The organism is Kitasatospora sp. NPDC127035 (genome assembly GCF_042726075.1).
GTDB lineage: Bacteria > Actinomycetota > Actinomycetes > Streptomycetales > Streptomycetaceae > Kitasatospora.
Genome location: NZ_JBHXDN010000025.1, coordinates 41,610 through 64,540 on the forward strand (window position 1 = coordinate 41,610; position 22,931 = coordinate 64,540).

At 70.0% G+C, this 22,931-nt stretch carries 13 protein-coding genes and 4 pseudogenes; 11 read left to right on the forward strand and 6 right to left on the reverse strand.

Features of this window, described 5'->3' with window-relative positions; genetic code table 11:
* Positions 1-50: 50 nt before the first annotated feature.
* The gene (locus ACFWIC_RS18920) at positions 51-527 is read right to left on the reverse strand and encodes a hypothetical protein (RefSeq protein ID WP_380519479.1); all 477 of its coding nucleotides are present in this window, start codon (positions 525-527) and stop codon (positions 51-53) included.
* Between the two features lie 11 nt (positions 528-538).
* Between ACFWIC_RS18920 and ACFWIC_RS18925 the strand changes: the two are divergent.
* A pseudogene (locus ACFWIC_RS18925) lies at positions 539-891 on the forward strand (transposase); the annotation flags it as partial.
* A gap of 60 nt (positions 892-951) precedes the next feature.
* Here the strand turns inward: ACFWIC_RS18925 and ACFWIC_RS18930 are convergent.
* On the reverse strand, positions 952-1,725 hold the full coding sequence (locus ACFWIC_RS18930; protein WP_329883901.1) for a glycosyltransferase family 2 protein: 774 nt from the start codon (positions 1,723-1,725) through the stop codon (positions 952-954).
* Positions 1,726-1,756: 31 nt separating this feature from the next.
* Here ACFWIC_RS18930 and ACFWIC_RS18935 point away from each other — a divergent pair, with 31 nt between their 5' ends.
* From ACFWIC_RS18935 to ACFWIC_RS18980, 10 genes and pseudogenes are all read left to right on the forward strand, one after another.
* The gene (locus tag ACFWIC_RS18935; protein ID WP_380519481.1) at positions 1,757-2,068 is read left to right on the forward strand and encodes a hypothetical protein; all 312 of its coding nucleotides are present in this window, start codon (positions 1,757-1,759) and stop codon (positions 2,066-2,068) included.
* A 454-nt stretch (positions 2,069-2,522) separates the two neighbouring features.
* The gene (locus ACFWIC_RS18940) at positions 2,523-3,692 is read left to right on the forward strand and encodes a ComEC/Rec2 family competence protein (RefSeq protein ID WP_380519483.1); all 1,170 of its coding nucleotides are present in this window, start codon (positions 2,523-2,525) and stop codon (positions 3,690-3,692) included.
* Between the two features lie 22 nt (positions 3,693-3,714).
* Positions 3,715-8,043 carry a DUF6603 domain-containing protein gene (locus tag ACFWIC_RS18945; RefSeq protein WP_380519485.1) on the forward strand — a complete coding sequence of 1,443 codons (4,329 nt, stop codon included), beginning with the start codon at positions 3,715-3,717 and terminating at the stop codon, positions 8,041-8,043.
* A gap of 7 nt (positions 8,044-8,050) precedes the next feature.
* A complete protein-coding gene (locus tag ACFWIC_RS18950) occupies positions 8,051-10,321 on the forward strand; it encodes a hypothetical protein (RefSeq protein ID WP_380519487.1) in 2,271 nt (756 codons plus the stop codon).
* Entirely contained in the window at positions 10,318-14,445 is a 4,128-nt protein-coding gene (locus tag ACFWIC_RS18955; RefSeq protein ID WP_380519489.1) for a discoidin domain-containing protein, read from the forward strand. Before ACFWIC_RS18950 ends, ACFWIC_RS18955 begins: the two co-directional genes overlap by 4 nt.
* Entirely contained in the window at positions 14,442-14,930 is a 489-nt protein-coding gene (locus tag ACFWIC_RS18960) for a hypothetical protein (protein ID WP_329883897.1), read from the forward strand. The genes ACFWIC_RS18955 and ACFWIC_RS18960 overlap by 4 nt, the downstream gene beginning before the upstream one ends.
* 27 nt (positions 14,931-14,957) lie before the next feature.
* Positions 14,958-16,670, forward strand: a complete 1,713-nt coding sequence (locus ACFWIC_RS18965) for a hypothetical protein (RefSeq protein WP_380519491.1) — start codon at positions 14,958-14,960, stop codon at positions 16,668-16,670.
* Positions 16,671-17,038: 368 nt separating this feature from the next.
* Positions 17,039-17,275: pseudogene (locus tag ACFWIC_RS18970) on the forward strand (DUF6192 family protein); the annotation flags it as partial.
* Positions 17,276-17,333: 58 nt separating this feature from the next.
* Positions 17,334-17,801, forward strand: a pseudogene (locus ACFWIC_RS18975) (transposase); the annotation flags it as partial.
* Between the two features lie 830 nt (positions 17,802-18,631).
* The gene (locus ACFWIC_RS18980; RefSeq protein ID WP_380519493.1) at positions 18,632-18,925 is read left to right on the forward strand and encodes a hypothetical protein; all 294 of its coding nucleotides are present in this window, start codon (positions 18,632-18,634) and stop codon (positions 18,923-18,925) included.
* Between the two features lie 130 nt (positions 18,926-19,055).
* Here ACFWIC_RS18980 and ACFWIC_RS18985 read toward each other — a convergent pair whose 3' ends face one another.
* From ACFWIC_RS18985 to ACFWIC_RS19000, 4 genes and pseudogenes are all read right to left on the reverse strand, one after another.
* Entirely contained in the window at positions 19,056-19,259 is a 204-nt protein-coding gene (locus ACFWIC_RS18985; RefSeq protein ID WP_380519495.1) for a hypothetical protein, read from the reverse strand.
* A 566-nt stretch (positions 19,260-19,825) separates the two neighbouring features.
* Positions 19,826-20,881, reverse strand: a complete 1,056-nt coding sequence (locus tag ACFWIC_RS18990) for a TerC family protein (protein ID WP_380519497.1) — start codon at positions 20,879-20,881, stop codon at positions 19,826-19,828.
* Positions 20,882-21,112: 231 nt separating this feature from the next.
* Positions 21,113-21,265 (reverse strand): annotated as a pseudogene (locus tag ACFWIC_RS18995) (NAD(P)-dependent dehydrogenase); the annotation flags it as partial.
* Positions 21,266-21,344: 79 nt separating this feature from the next.
* A complete protein-coding gene (locus tag ACFWIC_RS19000; RefSeq protein WP_380519499.1) occupies positions 21,345-22,376 on the reverse strand; it encodes a helix-turn-helix domain-containing protein in 1,032 nt (343 codons plus the stop codon).
* Between the last annotated feature and the right edge of the window lie 555 nt (positions 22,377-22,931).

Below are 22,931 nucleotides of genomic sequence, written 5' to 3' on the forward strand. Positions count from 1 at the left end.
TGGCCTTCCCCGCCCCGCAGGGCGAGTTGAACCCCATGGCCGCCTGACCTTCACGGACCGGGATGGCGAACCCATGAAGCGAATCGCTGGCCGGGAGCCGTGTCCTCGCGCCAGTACCTCAGAACGGTCTCCTGCACGATGTCCAGGCGATTCGCAGCGACGAGGCACGAGACCGGGTCCGGCCCGCCGGCGTCCGCCTCGAAGGCAACGAGGACGGGCGGTCTTCCACCAAGCAGACCGGTGACTGCCGCCAGTTCCTCGGACGTGGGGGCGCGAAAGAGAGGATCTTGGAATGTCGCCGGGCAGCTGACGAAGAGCGGATCGCCGAAGACCAGTTCCAGACCGTGGTGATAGGTGAGGTCGTAATCCGCAGCGAGCCGGAACTGCCCGTGGTCCCAGGCGACAACGTCCCAGTCCCACCAGGACCCCTCGGGGAGCTCGACCCCCGCATGCCCTTGTTCAGCGCCCAATTCCCGGCCCCCGATCAGTTCGAACTGACGACAGGCTACACAGCCGTTCGCCGCCACTGCTTGACGAGTTAGACACCCGGGCGGTCGTGATCGTCGGCCGGCCCGGGCCGGGTAACCGTCATGACTCCCGTGGCTGGGAGGAGTCCGGCGCCAAGGCCACCGTCGGTCACACCACGATCATTGCCGACGGCGGCTGCCAGGGCACCGGACTCGTCATCCCGCACCGCCGCGCCAGAGGCAAGGGACTCCCGGCCTGGAAGGAGGAACACAACCGCTCACACAAGCGAGTTCGGGCTCGCGTCGAACACGCCTTCGCCCGTACGAAGAGCTGGAGGTCCTCCGCGACTTCCGCCTGAAAGGCGACGGCGTCCACTACGCCGTGCTCGGCGTCGCCCGCCGGCACAATCTCGCCCCCACCGGACAGTCGCGCCCGCGGCCACCCGCGTCCACACCGCCCCCAAGATCACTTACGGGACGGGCTTCAGATGTGGGACTTCCGCACCGAGTGCCATGCCGCGCCGGCCAGAGCCCGGGTCGACCGGACCAGCCCCAGCCCTTCGTGCTCCCGGTACAGCCGCCAGTTGTGCTCGACCAGGTCGAGCTTGTTGGAGGACAGCGACCCCGCCCGCCCGGCCCGGTATACCGCCAGCGGCTCCTGCAGGCCCCGGGCGTGGTGTCCGTCCCGCATGATGTCCAGCCACAGCGCGTAGTCCTGCCGCTTGGGCATGTCAGGCATCAGCCTCGTGCCGAGCACGGTGCGGGAGTACATGGCGGTCAGGGCCCCGATGTGGTCCTGCACCAGCATGTCCCGGTACGTCACGCGCTCGCGCGCCTTGATGACCCGGCCGTTCGGAACGAAGTCCCGGGCCTCGCCCTCGTAGTCGCCGTCGACCTTGAAGTACGAGGTGAACGTCAACGGCGCGTCACCGGCGGCGGCGAACTCGATCTGCCGCTCAAGCTTCCGGGGCAGCCACATGTCGTCGCTGTCGAGGAAGGCCACGAACTCCCCGCGTGCCCGCGCCAGGGCGAGGTTGCGGGCACGGGCGGCGCCGCCCTGCTCGGGCGCCGCCTCGGGGAGCACCCGTTCGTCCTCGCGGGCCAGGTCCCGCAGCAGGTCCATGGAGCCGTCGCCGGAGGCATCGTCGGTGACCAGCAGTTCCACGTCGGCGTGGCTCTGGGCGAGCACCGAGCGCACCGACGCGCCGAGGGTGGCCGCCGAGTTGTGGACCGGCATCACCACGGAAACCAGGGGCACGGCAGTGCTCCTCACTCGAATCGGAGTCGTCATGGACGTTGTCGTCGCCGGTCGGGGCTGCGTCGGGCGGCCGCTCGCGGGGCGCGCCGCCGAGGTGGGCCACCGCGTCGTCGGCCACGACGTGGACCAGCACCGTATCAAGCAGTTCGTCACCGGTGAGTCCGGCGGGTTCCGTGTGCGGTTCTGCTGCGGTCGCCAGGCGGTCGGCTCTGGACGCTCGCTGCCCCGGTTCGGTGCTCCGGGTCGGGCTGCGGCGCCGTCGGCCCTGGGGCGGGCCATGCCGAATTTGGCCACACGGGTGGCGAAATATCGCATTGAGGCACCATTTGATCACTGGCTGTGATGTGATCGGTTCCTGTCAGGCGGGCGGTCCCGATGGCGACGGGTCGATGCCTGCTGCTCGGTGCCCGGTGTGGTGAGTCCTGGCCCGGTCTGCTCCGTCGGCCGGGTGCTTCCAGCAGCGTCACTCGTGTCGGTAGCGAGGGAGTGTGTCTCATGTCCGTGTCCGTTGCGGATCCGTTCGTCGGCCTTCCGGCTCGGAGGACCCTTCGTGCTGGCCCCAGATCTGTTCGAACTTCCTTGGCTGTGCGCGCTGTTGGGGTCCGGCAAGGAGCTGGTGCTCCAGGGGGCCTGGGTTCGGCGGGACGGGCTAGCGCCGGCCGGCCGGGCTGTCGCGGGGTGAGCGGACGGCTCGGCCGACGCTGAGTTCGTCGCGGATGCGGCGGGCGAATGAGACCCGCCACTCGACCAGTAGGCGGTACTGCCCTGCCCTGCACACCCGAGACCTGGAGTCTGCGATGGCAATTCCTGTTCCGCCCGTTCCCCACGCGAGGGTGATCTTCGTCGGCGTCGGCCAGGGGGACTGTACCTTGATCGTCTTTCCGGACCCGCCACACGGCACCGGCGAGGTGGTGCTGATCGACTGCGGCTCCACCAAGGGTGCGAAGTGCCTGATTCCCGGACCGCCGGAGCGGGTCGTGGACGCGCTCACCAACGTCAAGCACCTCCTCACCACGTACGTGCCGAAGAAGACGATCGACTACCTGTTCATCACACACGCCGACGAGGACCACTACAACCTCCTGGTGCGGGCGCTCGACGGGTTCACGGTCAAGGACAGCTACTTCACCGGGGTGCTGGAGGACTACAAGAACGGTCGGGACTCCTTCGGTGCGGTCAAGGCCGATGCGACCTACGCCTGGTTGAAGGCCAAGGGGGCGAAGCCGCTGGCCAACTCCCTGGCCTTCAGCGGTCCTGCGGCCGGTGGTGGTGCGAGCACCCCGTGGCAGTACGGGCGGCCGGTCGTTCCGCTCGGCGGCGACGACGGGCTCTACGTCGTGGCCGCCAATGCCTCCGGCTCCTACGCGACGCGGCACGCCAAGTGGCAGCAGGTCCTGGCCGCGTCGACGGATCCGCACGAGAAGGTGCGGCTGCAGAAGGAGCTGGGCCGCTATGACCCGAACCCGGACAGCGCGGTGCTGGCGCTGGTCTACAAGAAGGCGGTCATGATGCTCATGGGGGACGCGACGGTACTCACCGAGGAGTTCATTCTCGGCGCCTGGGCGCCCCAGCTCCCCTCGGCCAACATCACGCTCAAGATGGGGCATCACGGCAGCGACACCTCCTCCCGCGAGAAGTGGGTCAGGCTGCTCAAACCGCAGCGACTCACGGTCAGTTCGGGCACCAAGGCGTTCAACGGCTCGGGCATCCCCAAGATCAGCCACCTGGAACAGGTCAAGCTGTGGTCCGGTGCCGTCCAGCCGGCCGACTCCCACGAGTACACCTACTTCGACGACCGCCCCGCGTACAAGTCGTTCGTCCCCGACTTCACCGACCAGTCGATCTTCACCTCGCAGTTGATGGTGAACCCGCTCTGGACGGACACGATGCCGGACGACGAGCGCTTCATCTGCGGTACCTGGCACCTGACGCTCGATGCCGCCGGCAACGTCCTGATCGACTACTGACGGACCAGCGAGGGGACACATCATGGCGCTGACAACAGAGGAACTCCGGCGCAGGTTCCCCGTGGTCGGAGGCGAGTTCCGGCTGACGGCGGAGGAACTGGCCGTGCCGGGGACGGAGGAGCTCTTCGGCACCCACCTGGGCGGCCCCCTCTCCGTGACCGGGGTGACCGCCGCCGACCCGGAACACCTCACGCTCTCCGGAGCGGTCGCGGTCCCCGGTCTTTCTCCGGGAGCCGCGGTGACGGTCACCTTCTCGGCGAACGCGACGGCGTCACCCCCGGTCGTGACCGGCCTGACCCTCGACGTCACCCTGACCACGGCCCCGGACCCGGGCGAGTGGAAGGTCGACCTGCCGTACCTGCGGCTCGAAGCCGGCTTCCTGCGCGAGTACGGGTTCGAACGGCTGCTGCTGGTGCTGTCGGCCGAACCCGGCGCCGGCGACGTGGTGTCCACGGTCGCGACCGTGGGCGGCGATCTGCCGTTCGCCGCCGGGGGAGTGGCGCTGAGGCTTCGGACCCTGGTCCAGGAGGGGCCGGCCGCCAGCACGTACACCCTGAACGGCGAATTCTCCGGAGTGACCTTCTCCGCCCTGGGCGATCTCGGCCAACTCGTGCCGGGAGCATCCTCCGAGCGCTTCTCGTTGCCCGCCCTGCCCGGCCTCCCGCTCCCGGCCACGGTCGAACTCGCCGGTCTGAGCGTCGTCTTCACCCCCGACGTCCATCGCGCGGCGGCAGGGCTGGACCCCGTGCTGGCCGCCTCGGCGCGGGTGAACATCCCCGCCCGCTGGCCGCTGATCCCCGGTGTGTTCGAGATCGAGGAGATCGACGTCGAGTTCGGCGTCGGGTCCCCGCGCACCGCCGGGGCGAGCGTGCGTGCCCGGCTCGGCGGCGTCCTGCGCATCGGCGAGGCCTTCGTGGGGGTGTCGGTCTCCGTGCCGGAACTCGATCTCACGGCCGAGCTGCTCCGGCCGCTCCCGCTCACCGACGCCCTCGCCGTGTTCCTGCCCGGTGTCGAGGTCCCCCTCGGGGAGGTCGAGGCCTTCAGCGCGTGGGTCAACGCGAGGTCCAAGGACTACAGCGCCGAGTTGGACCTCGCGGGCCCCTGGAGCATCGGGGACGTCTTCGCCCTCACCGGTATCACCCTGTCCGTCCGGAGCACCGGAACCGGCCGCCCGGCCGCCCGGCTGTTCGCGGAGGCCGCTCTGGGCCGGTCCGTGCTGAGCGTCGAGGCCGGCTACGACGACGGAGGGTGGCAGTTCACCGGCATCGCCAGGGACGTGGTCCCCGCCGACCTGTTCGACCTGTTCGGTGTGGCACCGCCCGCACTGCTCGCCGACCTGACCGTCCGCGAGACCAGGGTGTCGTTCGACAGCGGCGGCCGGGAGTTCGACCTGGTCTGCTCCTGTGAATTCCCGCTCGGCGACGCCGACGCCGTGCTCGCCCTGGCCGTCCGTCTGTCGCACAGGGCATCGGGCGGCTACGACAGGACAGTCTCGGGGACGCTCACGGTGCAGGTCCCGGACGGGCACGGTGGCTTGCGCGCGCTGGACTTCGGCGTCGACTATCGCGAGGAGGCCACCGGGTCGACGATCACCGCGGTGTGGAACGCGGACGAAGGCATCGCGCTGACCGACCTGGTGGCCGCGCTCGGCGTCGAGCTGCCCGAGCTGCCCGAGGTGTTGCGGCCGGTGCTCACCGCGCTGTCGGTGCGGTACGACTCCGTGACGGGTCAGGTGCTGCTGACGGCTTCGACCGAGCGCACCGGGTGGGTCTACGTCAGCCGTCCCGGTACCGGCGCCGGTGCCCCCCGGGTCGACGCGGCCGCGGTGCGGGCCCGGCTCGGGGCGCGCGTCTCGGATCTGCCGTTGGTCGGCGAGGCGATTCCGCCCGGTGCGGACCTCGTCATCGACGGTGTCGCCTTCACCTCGACGCCGACCGGGTGGACCGCGGCCCAGGCCGTCGCGGTCAACGACGCGCTGAACCGGATCGATTCCGTGGCGGGGCGCCGGCTGCCGCGCTTCGCCGCCGGTACGACGGCCGGGCCCGGCCTCGCCGTCCAGATCGAGCTGGGTATCGGCGGGGTGCCGCAGGAGCCGCTGCTCCTGCCGATCACCACAGGGTCCGGCGGCACACTCGTGGCCGCCTCCCGGGGCCCGGTCACCGTGCACGCTGCTTCGGACGACACGTCGTCACGTGACCTCGGCCTGACCTTCGGGGCGCTGCGAATCTCGCGGATCGGCGTCGGCCTCGCGGGCGGGCAGATCTTCGTCGCGCTGGACGCGGTCCTGTCGGTGGGCCCGGTCCGGCTGGTCCTGATGGGTCTCGGGCTCGGAATCGACGGGGAGTTGAGCGTCTCGCCCCGATTGCGCGGGGCGGGCGTACAGCTGGACAGGCCGCCACTGAGGATCAGCGGCATGGTCGAGCGCCGTACCGGCTCGGAGGTCGCCCCGGGGCTCAAGGAGCAGTTCGTCGGGCTCGCCTCGGTGGAGACCGGGTTCTTCGCCCTGAACGCCGCCGGGTCGTACGCCAAGGCCGTGGACGGCTGGTCGTCGATATTCCTCTTCGGCGAGATCTCCGGCGGCGAGCGCGGGCTGTTCGGCCCGCCCCCGTTCCGGGTGATCGCCCTCTCGCTCGGCTTCGGTGTCAATAGCACGGTCCGCACACCCCGGATCGACCAGGTCGGCGAGTTCCCGCTGGTGAACCGGCTGGACGGCAGCGGCAGCGGCGACACCCCGGAGAAGGTGCTGGAGAAGCTCGCCGGCCCCGGCGGCTGGATCACCCCGCGCGAGGGCCAGTACTGGGGCGCGGGCGGGATCGAGTTCAGCTCCTTCGAATTCATCCGCTCCCGCGCGCTGCTGCTGGTCGAGGGCGGCCAGTCCTGGAAGGTTCTGCTGATCGGCCGCACCACCGTCGACCTGCCGCGCAACAAGGCCGCCAGGAAGCCGATCGCCCGGCTCGTCATCGACCTGGCCATCGGCTACCACCACGACCAGGGCCTGTTCTCGATGGACGCGGTCATCGCGCCCGGCTCGTACGTCATCGACCCGGCGGCCGAGCTGACCGGTGGCCTGTCCTTCTACGTCTGGGGCCAGGACCGCACCGCCGTCGGGGGCGGCAAGGGCTTCGTGTTCACCCTGGGCGGCTACCACCCCCGTTTCAGGCGGCCCGCGTACTACCCCGACCCGCCGCGCGTGGGGTGGCGGTGGGCGATCGGCCCGGTGGCGATCCGCGGCCAGGTGTACGCGGCGCTCACCGACGGCGCGTTCATGGCCGGCGGCGAGCTGTCCGCGAACTACGACAAGGGACACGGCATCCAGCTCCAGGCGTGGTTCACTGCCTGGCTGGACGCGCTGGTGCAGTGGAAGCCGTTCTACTTCGACCTGTCGATGGGCCTGAGCATCGGGGTTGCGGCCACCGTCAAGGTGCTGTTCATCCGGGTCCGGGTCTCCCTGGAAGTCGGGGTGTCGCTGGACCTGTGGGGGCCGCCGATCGGCGGCCGGGCCAGGATCAAGGTCTGGTTCATCAGCTTCACCGTCGAGTTCGGCACCGGCCGGGACGGCGTACCGCCCATCGAGTGGGGGGAGTTCAGCGTCCAACTGCCCGCCCCGCTGTCGATCACCCCACTGCGCGGGCTGCTGGTCGACGTCGACCCCGAGGAGACCGCGATCCGGTCCGTAGCGGGGGAGCCCCTGCTGGTCTCCATGGACGGATTCGCCGTGCGCACCGAGGCCGCCGTCCCCGCCGGCCGCATCCTCCTCAACGGCCGGCCGTTCGCCGGGACCGAGGACGACACCATCGACATCCGGCCGATGGGGCCGAAGGGACAGGGCGTGGTCTCCGATCACCACGTCACCCTGAAGCGGTTCGACAGCGTCTACACCCCCACCGGATGGGGCGTGGCCGTCCACCGGCAGGACATGCCCAAGGCGATGTGGGGTGCGCCGCTGGGAAAGCCCGGCGACGTGCTGGACGGCGACGGGCTCCTCAGCGGCTGCCTGGCCGGCATCACCTTCGAGATCCCCAAGCCCGAACTGGCTCCCGCGGTCGGCTGGGTGGACGCGGAGGCGCTGGAGGCCGACGGGCTGCCGGATGCGCCGATCCCGTTGCTGGGCTCGGCGCCGGAGGGGCCGCCGTCCGTCCCGGACGACGAGGGCGAGGGCAGCATCGGCGCCATCGTCGACCCCGACCGCGGTATCGCCGCGCGGACCACCGCAGCCCGCCGCGCCTCGGTGCACGCCGCCCTGGCCGGCCTCGGCCTCGCCCCCGGCACCGACGAGCCGCTGACCCGCTACGCGGACCTCGCGAAGACCACGTTCACCAACGCGCCCATGACCACCACAGCCGAGAGGTGAACCGACGTTGAGCGGTACCGAAGACCTCCGCGTCGCCTTCCACGACTACCGTCGTCCGCTTGCCGCCGCCGGCGTCTACACGCTCACGGCGGAGCACCACCTGACCAAGGACGGCAACCGGGTCGACGTGAACCCGGCCATCCCCGCCACCACACAGCAGTTCGAGATCCGCGCGGTCCGGTTCGTCCTGGACCCCTCGTCCGTGCACGCCCACTACCCGGCCGAGGGCGCCGCCGGCGACTTCGGCCGCACCCTGCCGCACATCACCCTGGACCGCTCCATCCTGCCCTGGGAGCGGCTGCTGAAAGCCCGCGCGGTGCCCGAACAGGCCCCGTGGCTGGCGCTGATGGTGTTCCGTGCGGGTGAACTGCCCGACGACCCGGAGGGTTTGGGCCGGACCACCACCCGCACCGTCGCCGAACTGCGCCGCCCCGGCGGCGGCATCCTCGGGCCCGACCTCAGCAACGAAGGCATCACCCCGGCCATCGAGGCAAGCCGCTGCCAGAGCATCGACGTCCCGGCCGGGCTGTTCACCGCGCTGGTGCCGCGTGAGGAGGAACTGAACTACCTCGCCCACGTCCGCGACGTCTCCACCCGACCGCAACGGCGCGACGACGGCGAGATCCTGACCGAGGGCCAGTACGCCGTCCTGGCCGCCAACCGCCTCCCCCGACAGCCCGGCACCTACACCGCGCACCTGGTCTCCCTGGAAGGCTTCAACGGCAAGCTCGACCCCGGCCAACTGGGCGCGAGCGTAAGGTCCGTGCGGCTGTGCGTGCTGCACTCCTGGACGTTCACCAGTGACCCGGCCGGCACCCGCGACGCCGCAGCCCTGCTGAGCGACCTCGTCGCACCGGCCCGCGAGGAAGGGGGGCGGGAGAACCTGGCACTTCGCCTGCGCCCCAGCACGGACACCGCGGCCCGGTCCACGCCGGACGCCGAGCGGTATGCCGGGCGCCGCCTGCACCTGGGCTACACCCCGCTGCCGTACCGGCTGCTGTCGGGGGAGACCACCTACGGCTGGTACCGCGGCCCGTTCGTCCCCGTGATCGCCGCCGCGACCCGTGACTTCGCCCGCGACACCCCGAAGACCACGGCCGACCACGCCCTGATCTACGAGCCGGAGCACGGCCTGTTCGACGTCTCCTACGCCGCCGCCTGGACACTCGGCCGCACCCTGGCGCTGAGTGACCCCGACTACAGCGAGGAGATCACCCGCGCGCGGCGCGAACTGGCCAACACCGCGGCGACGATGATGGCCCTGGCCACCGCCGGCCCGGCGCTCGCCGCCGCCGACCCCGCCGACCTGGACGGGCGGACTCTACGGGAGTTGGCCGCTCCCGGTTTCGCGTCGAGTCTCCTCGACGCGTTCACCCGCCCCCTCGCCCCGCACGACCGGGCCCCGGCATCGGCCCGCCGCACCCGCGTCACCCGGCAGAGCGCCCGCGCCGTACTCGCGACCGGACCCAAGGCCGCGGCCCTACAGGCCACCGCCGAACGACACACCCGGACCCTGCCGGCCTGGCTGGACGAACTGACGCTGCTCCGCCGGGTGCCGTTCAACTACCTGGTGCCCAACCCCGCGATGCTCCCCCCGGAGTCGATCCGGCTGTTCCGCATCGACGAGAACTGGATCGAGGCACTGCTCGCCGGAGCCCGTGACGTCGGCGTCCACACCTCGCTGGACGCACTCGTCGACACGGCGCTCACCGCCGCCGTCGACCGCCGCCGCACCCGCGTCCGCACAGCGGAAACCGGCCGGGCCGGGCTGCTGATCCGCTCCGAACTCGTCGAGGCCTGGCCGGTGTTCGACATCCTCACCACCACCGGCGGAGCGAACGTCGCCGAACTGCGCCGCGACCACCTCGCCCCCGACACGCTGCTGCTGCTCCTGGACGCCCTGCCCGACGAGATCGTCATCCGCGAGCCCGGCCAAGGCATCCACTTCGGCATCGACAGCAACGACGCCGCAGGCGACAACAGCGTCATCAACCTGCGTGAGCACCGGCCCGGGCCCGACCTCGGCCACCCGCTGCGCCGCGACTACCCCGCCGCAGGCGGCCTGCTCACCCGCCACCTGCGGCTGCCCAACGGGGGCGGTGCACCGGACGTTCTCGCCCTGCGCGGCGACCGGGGCCTCGTCCCCGCGCTCGCCGCCGACCTCGACCCGGCCCTCGACGACCTCGCACCCGGCGAATTCGCCCTGCAACTCGTCAACGCCCCCGTCGAACAACGCCTGACCCTCGACGCGACGCCCGGCCAGGAGAGCGCCCGATGACCGACACCGACCTGATCGTCCCCGTCGAGGTCCACGCGCTGCTGGCCACCCGCGACGTGGCCGCGTACGACGACTTCCGACGCTGGACCCCCAAGTACCCGTGGACGTTCTCCAAGGACCACCGCAGCAACGCCGAACCGCCCATCCAGCACTCCGAGGGCAACCCCGGCGAGGGCATCCACGTGCAGTGGCAGCTGCCCGAAGCCCTGACCACCGGAGCGATCGACCCCGCCACCGGCGTCAGCACCTTCCCGTGGGTGCCCAACCGCTGGCTCGTGGTGCGCTACGCCCAGGTGCGCGGCGAGCTGAAGGCCGCCGGGTTCCTGATCCACAGCGACTACCTGGAGAAGGCCGACGGCGGGCCCGAAGAGTCGGCCTTCACCCCGTTCGTCGACCCGGCCTCCCCCAAGGAAGCGCCGCGCCACGACTACATCGGCCGCGCCCACAAGCTGAGTGACGGTCCCTGGCGCGAGCCGCCCGCCCGCCCGCAGCTGTTTCTCACCGCGATCGGCAGCGGACTTCCCGCCTTCGCCGCCTTCGCCCCCTACCACGAGAACGTCTTCCTCTTCCACGACACCCTCGCCGACCTCAAGGCCAACGACAACTACCCGCCGCCGTGCACCGTCAGCTACTGCGTGATCGGCTGGTACAGCCGGGACGACGCCGACATCCTCACCACCGCGCGCGACATCGAGGGCCTGCTGCCCCCCGACGCCGACCCCGACAGTCCGGCCGACGTGCTGCGGGCCCTGGGCTGGGCCGCCCCCGACGACATGCCGAACACGATCACCCGGACCCGGTACGTCGGCACCGCCCTCGGCATCCCGTGGAACCGCGACGGCGGACACCACGCCTCCGACCGCCCCGAGACCCAGGACGTCAAGGTCGCGATCGGCCACAGCACCGCCGACGCCGTCGCCGCCCTCGCCGACCACCAGACCGGCGGCACCGACCTTGCCGACCAGGTCCGCGCCCTGTTCCACGGCAACCCCGACGAGCTCGACGGCCCCGACTGGCAGGTCTCCCTCGACGAGATCACCCGCCGGTCCTGGTTCAGCGGCCACGACGGCGGTGCCACCTGGCAGGTCGTCAACCGGCCGAGCGACCAGGCCGACACCCAGGCCCCACCACCCGACCAGCCGGACTGGATCACCGCCCTCAACCGCGACCAGGACGACCACGACCAGGCCAAGCACCGGCTCGCCTCCGCACAATGGCGGCTGTGGACGCTGTGGTGGCTGCGCCGCCTCCCCGAAAACCGCCGCCCCCTCGACTACACCTTCGACGAGCAAGCCTGGGACCAGCGGATCCACGAGGCCGGCACGCGGGTGACAGAACTCGAAGCGGAGGTCGAACGGCTGAGCGGGAAGGTCCCGCACGGTCTCACCCCCGAAGAGGTCCAGGCCGCGATCGACCGCTACCCCGCGGACAACAAGCTGGAGCTGGCCGACGAGCTGGAGCTGAAGCGCACGCCCCGGCAGAGCTACCACCGCCCCGCCGACCCCGTCCTCGCCCTGACCGGCTCGGGCACCTCGCAGCCGCTCGGCCGCGACGAGGACGACCCGCTGCCTTGCCGCCTGCCCTCCGCGCTGCTCACCCGGGTGAAGATCAACAATGGCTGGGTCGGCGTCCCGGCCAACCCGCAGCTGCCCGCCAACACGCCCGAAGTCCCGGGCATCATCGAGGCGGTGGTCGCCGAGTTCGCCCTGCTCGACCAGGCCGTGCGCACCCCGGCCGCCGTCGGCGCCGACACCGCGCTGCACGCCGTCGTCGCCGACCCGGCCGCCAACTCCCAAGGTCCGTGGCCCGAGTACAGCCAGGTATGGCGCCAGCCCTGGCTCCCGCTCTACCTCCAGTGGGAGATCAAACACTGCGCCACCCCGTACCAGAGCCAGGACGCCGCCCCCAACTGGGAATACGGCCTCGGTGAGGACGGCGATCCCGAACCCGACCGCTACCGCTACCGCTGGACGGGCAGGGGTGCGGCCTCTGGCGACGGCGACGGCGGACGGCGGTGGAACGCGTTCGGTGGGCGTGCCTTCGTCACCCCCTCCACCCGCTTCGTGCTGCGCGAGCAGGCCCGCAGGCTCGCCGAGCACGCCCCGCCGCAGCTCGCCCGTCAACTGCGCGCCATGCGCGAGGAACTGGAGGGCATCGACGTGCTCTCCCAGACCCTCGACGGCTTCCACGACTGGCTCATCCAGCAGGACGGCGCCGCCCAGGCCGTTACCGACCACTCGATCCTGGCCCTGGCCGGCGAGACCAACCACGTCCCCGACGGCGCGGAAGGCCACGGCACGCAACGCTTCCAGCCCGTGCGGGCCGGCCAGTTCCACTTCATCGAGCTGATCATCATCGACCGCTTCGGACGCGTGTGCTCGCTGGTGCAGCCGGTCGACACCCAACCCGTCCAGTTCCCGCTGATCCGCGCGGACAGCGTCGTACCGGACCACGACCTGTTCCCGAACCCGCCCGGCCCGCAGCGCTTCGTACAGCTACCGCCCCGGCTCGTCCAACCGGCCCGGGTACGCCTGGACGCCGTGCCACTGCGCGCCGACCAGCCACCCGCCGAGGCGGCCGAAACCGTTGACACCACACAACTCCCGGGCGCCGACGCACCCGTGGCCGGCTGGCTGCTGGTCAATCATCTCGACCGGACACTGCTGGTCTACGGCCCCGACGGAGAACCCCTCGGCGAACTGCGCGTGGTCCGCGACGTCCGGAACACCCGCACGACAGCCTGGAACACGCTCCCGCACGCCCCCTACCGCCACCCGGAGGACGACGACTTCGCCGCCGCCTACCCGCATGTCGCAGCCTTCGCCCGCGGCCTGCTCGGCCACGAGCCGGAAGCCTTCGAGGCGCTGGCCAAGACGATCGACACCGCGCTCGACCACATCCTCGAACCCTCACCCGACGAGGACCGCTCCCCGGCACGGCTGATCGGCCGCCCCATCGCCCTCATCCGCACCCGCCTCAACCTGGACCTGATGGGCGAGCCGCTGACCGACCCCAGCTGGAAGCGCGCGCTCGTCCCGCCGGACGAGGACTACCCCGACCCGAGTGACTATCCCGACCACCGGAACTACCCCGACTACCGCTGGACCGTGCGCCTCGGCGACCCCGACCGGCTGTCCGACGGCCTCATCGGCTACTTCGCCGCCGACGACCACGACCAGCGCACCCGCTACCACCGCTTCCACGCCGTCGACCCGAACGGCCCGTCGAACGGCTACGTGACGGCCATCGACATCGGCGCCCACCTCACCCTTCCCGCCCGGCCCGCCGACCGCCCCGCCACCCACCACCTCACCCTGCTCGCCTGCCCGCACACCGCCGTCCACGCGACCACCGACATCCTCCCCGTCGCCGACGTCACCGTGGACGCGGACACCACCCACCGGGCCCTGGCCCGCATCCGCGCCTCCTTCCGCCTCAACCCCCTGCTCGCACCCGACCGGTTCGGCCCCCCGGTGGCGGCCGCCTCCCTCAAGGCCCGGCCCGGCCACCCCGTCTCGGCGATGACGGACGGCGACCCGACCACCTCCCACGAGAGCGGCGAACCGCCGGCGGCAGGTGACTGGGTCCGGCTCGACCTGCACACCGAACGGCGAGTGGAAGCCGTCGACATCCTCCTCGGCCGCCCGGACGGCAGCGGCACCCCCACAGCCACCGAGCTGGAAGCCTCCACCGACGGCGAGCAGTGGACCGTCCTGCGCGGCTACACCCGGGTGACCGAGATCCACCACACTCCCGAACCACCGCTCACCGCCCGCTTCCTGCGGCTGCGACACACCAGCTCCGCCGCCGAACCCTGCGCCGTCCGCGAGTTCGGCGTGCAAGCCGAACCGCCGGACAAATCCCTCGTCATGCCCCGCCCCGCAGCCTGGCACGGCGACTGGACCTGGGCCGAACCGATCCCCGTGGACGGCACCGCGACCGGCCTGCCGCTGCCCGACTGGGACGAGCACCTCATTGACAACGCCGACCAGCTCTCCCACCCCGACGCACCCCTTCCCGTCGCCCGCTCCGGCTACCTCCAACTCCAGCCGCCGGCCCCGGGACGGACCCGCACCACCCCGGCCCCCGCCCCTGCCCAGGCCCCGGAAGGAACCGCGTCGTGACCAGCCCCAACCCGGCCCTCCTCCTCCCGTACCGCCTGGAGCACACCCCGGCGACGGCCACACAGCCCGGAGAGGTGGCCCTCGACCGCGTCCGCCTCACCATCGGCGACGACCCGGACGGCCGCAGTGCCTGGCCGGTGCGGTGCGCGCGGATCTCCGTCGGTCTCCCGCTCGCCGAGCACGCATCCGTGCCGTCCGGAGAACCCGTCATCCTGCGCACCCGACTGGAACTCGACCGCGGCACCGGCCACGGCCGGCAGTGGCTGGTCGAGACCACCACCACCGACCCGGCCGTCACCACCCTCACTCTGGTCCCCGCCGAACCCGCCCGTTTCGACGGAACCTGGACCCTCACCCTCACCCTCGACATCAGCACCCCGCTCGGCACCCGGTGCCGCATCACCGAGAACACCGCGCTCGGCGACAGCAGCCCGCAGCGCCGCGCCGGCACCGCCGCCTTCACCGGCACACCCCTGCCCAACTGACCCCCTGCACAGAGGAGTTCCACAGCCGTGACCACCGCTGACCTCCCCATGCTGCTCCCGCCCGCCATGGTTCCGGAGCCCGGCACGCTGAATGTCTCGACCTTCGCGAAACCGGAGTACGCCAAACTGACCTTCACCTACGGCAAGGTGAAGTCCGGCGGTAACTGGCCCGTGCACTGCAAGTGGTTCAAGGTCCGCATCCCGACCGGCCGCCAGGCTTCCGCCCTGACCAGCGAACCATCCCTGATCCGGCACGAGTTGACCGTGCCGGAGGGCAAACGGCAGTGGACCGTCGAGCGCGACACCCGTGACCCCAACCAGGTCGTCTTCACCTGCTCACCGCCGCCGGGCGAGCCCGCCGCGTTCGACGGAACCTGGAGCGTCGAGCTGGAGTTGTGGGGCATCGAGGTCAACGGCGGCGTCGGCCCGGTCGCGATCGTCTGGGAGGAGTCCACCTCGGCCGCCGGGGCAACCGGCCGATTCGAGGACCGCGCCGGCCGGGGCGAGGTCAGCAAGCGCGACGACTCGTTCTACCTGCACAGCTTCCGCCCGGCCTCCGTGGCCATCGGCCGCAACACCAAGGCCACCCTCCACTGGGAAGGCACCCCCCACGCGACGTACACCATGTACTACCGCAAGCCGGACGGCACCCAGGGATCGTCCACGGCCGGCGGCGGCAGCTGGACCTCCCCGGTGGAGCTGGTCGACGACTCGAGCTTCACCCTCGAAGCGAAGATGGGGAACGAAGTTCGCTATCTCACCACCTACATCAAGGTCAACGACCCCGACATCGCCGTGACCACGGTGACTGCCGCCAGCGACAGCGTGTTCAACGGGCATGTCACCCAGGCGGCCGGCAAGGTCCTCCGCGTCGGGGAAATCCGTGGTCCCTACAGCGCCACAGCGCCCAATGAGAGGCCCCTGACCATCGCAGGCGGAGCCTTGACCGTCTCGAACAGCAGCACCGAATTCAGCAATGCCATCATCGCGAAGGCCATCAAGTCGCCCGAAAACGCTGCGCTCACTATCGAGAACATGCCAAGTGCCGTGAATATCGCCAAGAAGGTGAAAGTCACTTTCGCCGACGGCGTTCTCTCGGTCACCGGCGATGGAACATACAGCGGCGCCATCAGTACGATCAGCATCGCGGCCAGCCAGATCAACGGACGCGGGGCCGGCGTGCTCGGCCTCAACGGCAGTGTCACGGTCAACGGTACCCTCGCTGCTACCGGTGACGTCACCGCCGGCGGCAATGTCACGCTCGACCCCGGGGCGACCGGGTATCTCTGGCTCAAGACGGGCCGCTTCGACACCGCGGCGCAGGCCACGGTGAACCTCCACGGCGGCCTCAACGCCAACGGGGGCCTGAACATGGGCGCAGGCAAGAACATCACCGTCCCCCAGGGCGGTGGCTCGCTTGTGGTGGCCGACGCGTTCGTCGCGAAGTCCCATCATCCGGGCTACACGTATCCCAAGGTGGAGGTGGGGCCGACGGGCGTTGCCACCTCCTTCACCCACAAGGGGAGGCGCGTCCTGCGAACCGGTGACCTGGTCTACCTCAAGTCTCACTGGCAGAACAGCTATCTCAAGGCCGACCCCAACGACAAGGAACAGAAGGTCACCCGGACACCGTCCCCCGACATGAGCAACGGTCGCTTCATGTGGTATTTGGACATCTCCGGATATTCGCCTGCCGCCGTGGTCGACGAGGAGGCCGAGGACGCCGAGGCCCTGGAATAGCAGGGGCGTTGCAAAGGTCCGGTGACCACGTGAGCCTGGCGCTGATCGCCCGGCCCTGCTATTCCAAGGCATCGGCCGATCCCGCCTCCGGCGAAACAGTTCCGTCAGGAGCCGACCCAATCTGGTGATCCGTCAGCGAGGTCATCAGCGTCCTCCTTGATCAGGGTGTCCACCGAATTCATGGCACTCCCTCCGAAGGATCGTGTGAGCCAGTGATGTGACAGGCCGGCCGAGGCTCGGACTCGGGTCTCGGCCGGCCGGGCCGCGACTGGCGGGTGGCGGCCGAGGGGGCCGTGCTGCGGAAGCTGGTCGAGGAGGCCAGCCGCGCGCAGTTCACGATCGGCGACTACGCGCTGGAGGTGGAGCCGATGCGCGAGCCGGGCGGGTCGGCGCCGGCGGAGGAGCTGTTCACGGTCAAGGACTCGCTGTTCCGCCTGGCCGAGGACATCGGCCTGAACTACTCCGCGATCAAGGACTCCCGCTGGACGTCCTCGAAGTGGCCGAAGGAGCGCCGGGCGGACGGGGTGTCGTTCACGGTCCACCGGATCCTGGCGTCGATACCGGACGAGGCCGAGCGGTTCGCGGCGGTCCCCACCCCGCCGGAGGGCAAGGCCCGGTGGACGGCGGAGGCGGCCAAGCGGCGGACCGGCCGGCAGGTCGACGCAGTCGGTGAAGGCCGCCGACACTGTCGGCCGCGACTCGCGCGGCTACGACGGCGCGAAGAAGATCAACGGCCGCAAGCGCCACCTGGTGGTCGACACCCACGGCCTGCCGCTGTTCGTCATGGTCACCCCGGCCGACATGACCGACCGTGACGCCGCGAAGGAGGTGCTGTTCCGGCTCCGTCTGATGCGCCCGGAGATCACGATCGTCTGGGCCGACTCCGGTTACGCGGCCCCCAAGCTCGGCGGCTGGGCGAAGAAGTACTTGAACCTGACCCTGAGCACGGTCGGCCGGCCGAAGGGCGCGAAGGGCTTCGTGGTGATCAAGCGGCGTCGGGTGGTGGAGGGGTCGATCGCCTGGATCGTGAACGCCCGCCGTCACGCCCGCGACCACGAACGCCTCGTCCAGCACTCCGAGTCGCTGATCACCTGGGCGGCGATCACTCTCATGAGCAGGCGCACCACCCGACGGCAGTCCCGCCGGGCCGGCCAGGCCGAGCCCCGGCCCCCGATCGGGCACTGATCGTTCTCGCGGCGGTTCGGACCAGGGAGGCCCTGACCAGCGGGAAACTGATCCGGGGTCACCTCCGACTCTCCCACGGTCCCGAGCCGCATGTCAGGCGATTCGCGCCCGCAGCACCATGCGGCTGGCCGAAGATGTTGTTCGCCCGGCGGTGGAGTGGTCCGATCCGGACCGGGGGAAGGGGCCGTTCATGGAGATCATCAGCGGCCCCGGCCTGCACGGCCGGCCCTGGCCCGAGCTGATGCCCGACCACCGCCCGGCCCTGGTCCGCGCCGCCCTTGATCCGGTGCAGGCCGGGGATCACCGCGCGCCCCCGCCGAGCTGGGCCGGGAGGCGGCTGGCGCGTAGTTCTTGCAGGTCGGGGATGTGGTTGTCGAGGGTGCCGGGGCTGACACCGAGGAGCTCGGCGATCGAGGTGATCGAGTGCTCGTGGTTAGGGAGCCCGGTCGGTCGCGGCCGGACCTATCAAGCCAGATGAGGGCGACTTTCACACGACACCCGCCGGGGTGTTCTACATTTTCCGCACCGTCTCTTGAGGCCCTGACTCAGCCTTAAACCTGACGGGCCACCATAGGACGCCCAATTCAAAAGATGAAGATGGAGGATCAGTGAACCTTCGTGCGCGTGTTTCCGCGGTTGCCTTGGCCGTCGCGACAGCCGGCCTGGGTCTGGTTACGGCCGGCCCGGCAGCGGCTGCCACCTGCGGCGGCACAATCTCGGACTGGGAAGCCGTCGGCCTCGTCAGCGCTTTCACCGGCGACGCGAAACTGACGAGCATGGGAATGTACGGCGGGTCCGTGCAGAACGGGCTGGCCACGGTCGTCGTGACCGGTACTACCGTGACCCAGGCCACCCCGGGCCTCAAGGTGTTCACGAACACCACGTTCACACCGGGTTCATTCACGTGGAGCTACAACAACGGGTACGGGAACAGCAGCCTGCGTCTCGACAGCCCCGAGTGCAGGACCGGCTCGTCAAAGGTGTTCCGGGCCCACTACAGGTACGGCGACTTCGTCAACACCGGTACGGCGGGGACCATCGTGGAGGGCACCCTGTCCCGTCTGCTCTAGCCGCACCGGGACCACCTCCCGGCCGGCCGTATCCGCACCCGGCAGCCCGGTGTTCCCGGGCCCCGGATGGGGATGCGGTCGGCCGCTGACGCCGGGATGCTCGCCGCCGCCACCATCAAGCCCCCTCGTCCTACTCCTCGGTGGGCTCCTCGGGGGTGGCGGTTACGGGCTCGAAGCGCCATGGGATGTTCGTCGAGGTTTCGGTCTGCCCGGCCAGGAGATCGCCGTCATCGCTCAGCGGCTGCCCGTCCATGTCGAAGATGAGGACCCCGTCGTCGGTCTTTTCGGTCCTCCAAACGGCGCGGCGATCGTCCTGCCAGGGCAGCACGAACACGTGGCAGCGGGCGGCCCGCGTCGCACGAGGCCGGCACCGACGACGGCAACCTCAAGCGGCTCCTGGACGAGTGCCTTCGCGAAGAGCCGGACCCGCACAACACCGTCGAGGTCGAGGCCCTGAACCCACGCGCACTGCGCGACCGGCCGGACGCTGCGATCGAGCACCAGGCGCGTGACATCCACCGGTCGAACGTCCTCGCCCGCGCCGAGCAGAACGACCGTGGCATGCTCCTCGGCGTCTGCCTGAGGTGACGCGGGGGCAACCTCCACCGGGCCGGGCCGGCCGTCGCCGCGCTGTCGATTTCGCTACCGGGTCGGGGAGTGCTTGCGTCTGGGGTTCAACCGGAAGTCGGGGCAGTCGCGGTTGTGACATGCACCCGGGCCCCACACGGGAACGAATACGCCGCAGGTCACGCGGCGGTGGACTGCGACCGGCACGGATTTCTTGCAGGCCGGACATACGTATGCTTCGGACTCACTCTTTCCTTTGACCATTTCTTTACGATATGCCCGTATGGGGATAGGGGGAAGTGCCCTGCCTCCTTGCCGGGGGCGCGGGCGGGGTCAGGGGTCCCGGTCCGCTGAACCGGTCGGGGGCTCAGGGTCGTCCACCGCAGGTGGTGGGCCGGGCTGCTCGGTGGCCGCGACGGCGGCTCGCTGTTCGTCGGTCTGCTCCACAGCTCCTGTCGGGGCGGGCCTTCTGAGACTGAGCACCACGGAACCCGCCAGGACGACGGCGATGACTGCCAGACTGAGCGGTGAGGGGATTTCCGGGATGTCGGAGCTGATCATCTTGTGGGACGCCTGAAGGACGAGCTTGACGCCGATGAAGGCGAGGATGACCGCCAGGCCCTTGCTCAGGTAGTGGAAGCGGTCCAGGAGGCCGGCGAGCATGAAGTAGAGGGCCCTCAGGCCGAGGATGGCGAACGCGTTGCTGGTGTAGACGATGAAGGCGTCGTCGCTGACCGCGAGGACGGCCGGAACACTGTCGACAGCGAAGATGAGGTCCGCGGCCTCGATGGCCACGACCACCGCGAGCAGCGGAGTCGCCACTCTCTTGCCGGCTTCCCTGACGAAGAACTTCGCCCCGGCGTACTCGTCCCGGACCGGGATGATCTTGCGGAGCATCCGGACGGCGAAGCTGTCGCCCGGGTCGAAACTCTCCTCCTCGTCCTTGAGGAGTTTGTAGGCGCTGTAGAAGAGCACCGCCGCGAAGACGAACAGCACCGCGGTGAAACGGCTGACCACGGCGACGCCGAGGGCGAGGAAGATCCCGCGGAAGACGAGTGCGCCGATGACGCCGAAGAACAGCACGCGGTGTTGGTAGGCGCGGGGCACTTTGAAGTACGCGAAGATCACGGCGAAGACGAACAGGTTGTCGACCGACAGGCTCTTCTCCAGCAGCCAGGCCGTCGTGTACTCGGTGCCGGCGGTGGTGCCGAGGACGAGGAAGACGACCACGCCGAAGATCAGGGCGAGGCCTACCCAGAAGCAGCTCCAGGCGGCTGCCTCCTTGAAGTGGATGACGTGTTCGGTGCGGTGGGACAGCAGGTCCACCGCCAGCGACACGACCACCGTCGCGGCGAACGCCCCCCACAGCCAGAGCGGGACCTCAAGCACGCCGAACACCTCGCTATGGCCCGCGCGAAATACGCCGGCCTCCATACAGGAGTGTCCGGCATCGCGTCCTCGGGAGCACGCGGAGCAGGCTCCCGCTCCGAGGCCGTGATCCACGTCGCGACGATCGACCTCATGACCCGTCGGTGCCCTGAGATACCAACCCGACCTAGCGCGGAACATGAAACCCCGGAGCCAGGGGTGAACGCCCATTAACTCCCGCAGGATGGGGATTCAGGGCAGAGGCGTTCCGCCGGTGGCGTTGACGATCTCACCGGTGATGAAAGACGTCCTGAGGCGTCCACACCGGTCCGGGGGCGTCGGCGTTGACGCGGATGCCTTCGGCGCGAGTTGTGCAGCGAGGCCCTGGGCGAACGCGACGATCGCGGAGACCACTGCCTTCCCGGTCCACAAAGCTCGACCTGCCCGGCCGTCACCCGATCGGGGCCCTTCTGAAGAGGCTCAGTCACTCCCCGGGATGCCCAGCGCGGTCACGGTCGCGAGCGTATGCGGCCGGAGTCTGACCGTACCGGCGCTTGAAGGCCCGGATGAAGTGGCTACTGTCAGCGAACTGCCAGCGAGCGGCGACCTCTGCCACGCTGGGCCGCCCGACCCGGGCGCTCAGGGCGGACCGTGCCTGTTCGAGCCGGCGCCCGCGGATGTACCCGGCGACCGTCTCCGCCCTACCGACAGCGGTCCCGCCCCTGATGCCCGAACGGTCCGCTGCAGCGGTCGCGAATGCCCGATGCAGGGTGCGTACGGAGATGTTGAGAGCACGGGCCAGCGCCGCCGGGGAGAGGTCGGGATCGGTCAATCGGCGATCGATGATGTCCTTCACCGCGCGCACCAGGAGGGACGTCAGCCGCGGCTTGGAGTCGTCGGGTTGCCCGGTCACCACTCCGCCGCCCAACTCGATCAGCGTGCCGCGACCGGCATGCGACCCGGACGGAGCCAGATCGGTGAGCGTCTCGTCGGTCATCCGGACGTGGGTGAGGGGCATCCGCATCTCCGGGGTGTCGGCCGACCCGGTGATCAGCCGATGGCCCCTGAGCCGACCGACCGGCGAGGCCGGCAGGACGAGCACGCTTGCTGCGGTGTCGCGCACGGCCTCGTGGATGGGAGCGCCGCCGCGGTGCACCAGGAACGTCCCCGCTGAGATGTTCAACCGGCTGACGCCGCGCTGGACCAACCACCAGGCGTTGCGCCGCACCACATGCATCATCACCCGGTTCTCCTCGCAAAAGGGCACACCGCGTAAGGTCCCCGGGGGTGACGTCCGGAGCACATCGGCGATGACCGCGCCGAGCACCGTGACGGCGCGAGTGCTGATTTCAAATTCCCCGCTATGGTCCGGAACGAATGCAGGAGCCGGATATGCCGCACCCGTCTGCTCCATGCGGTCGCACCGAAAGATGTCACATCCATCCTCCGGAATCTTCGGGGCGGTGATGTGAATAGCGAACTCCACTGCGTGTTCGAGCTTGTCGGTCGCGGTCATGAATCCTTGCTCTCCTCGGATCTCGTAACAGGATCTTGGGTGCTGCGCTAATCCATGAAATTGTGGAGTTCTTCGCCACGGCCTTGGCCTTCTGATGGGCCTCGGTTTTCGCTTTGCTGACGAACAGTTCGAACCTTACTGGCGGCAGGTGCCCGGCGGAGCTGTTCGTTGTGACGGCGCCGATGTGACCGTGTGTCAGCTCGGGAGTCGCTTCAGAGGCCGCCGCCGGCGTCGGACGGGGCGTTTTGCGTCAGGTGCTCCGGACCGACTCGCGGATGGGGCGAAATTGCCAACTTTATGGTCCTGTCATAGGGGATCACGGATTTCCTGACCATTGAACCTCCTCTGATTGCTGGGCGGTCATGCGCAGCATCTCATTGGCTGCGGAGGCGGACTCCATCATTCGGGGGAGTGGGTGACGGTCGTGTTCCCGACGGGCGCAGTAATCACTGTCGCGAAGGCCTCGTCGGCCGTGCTTCTATGCATCCCATCCTGCAAAGGGTCATAGTGCTGCCGCAATGGCTGCTTCAGCATGGATTCATTGACGGAAACGGA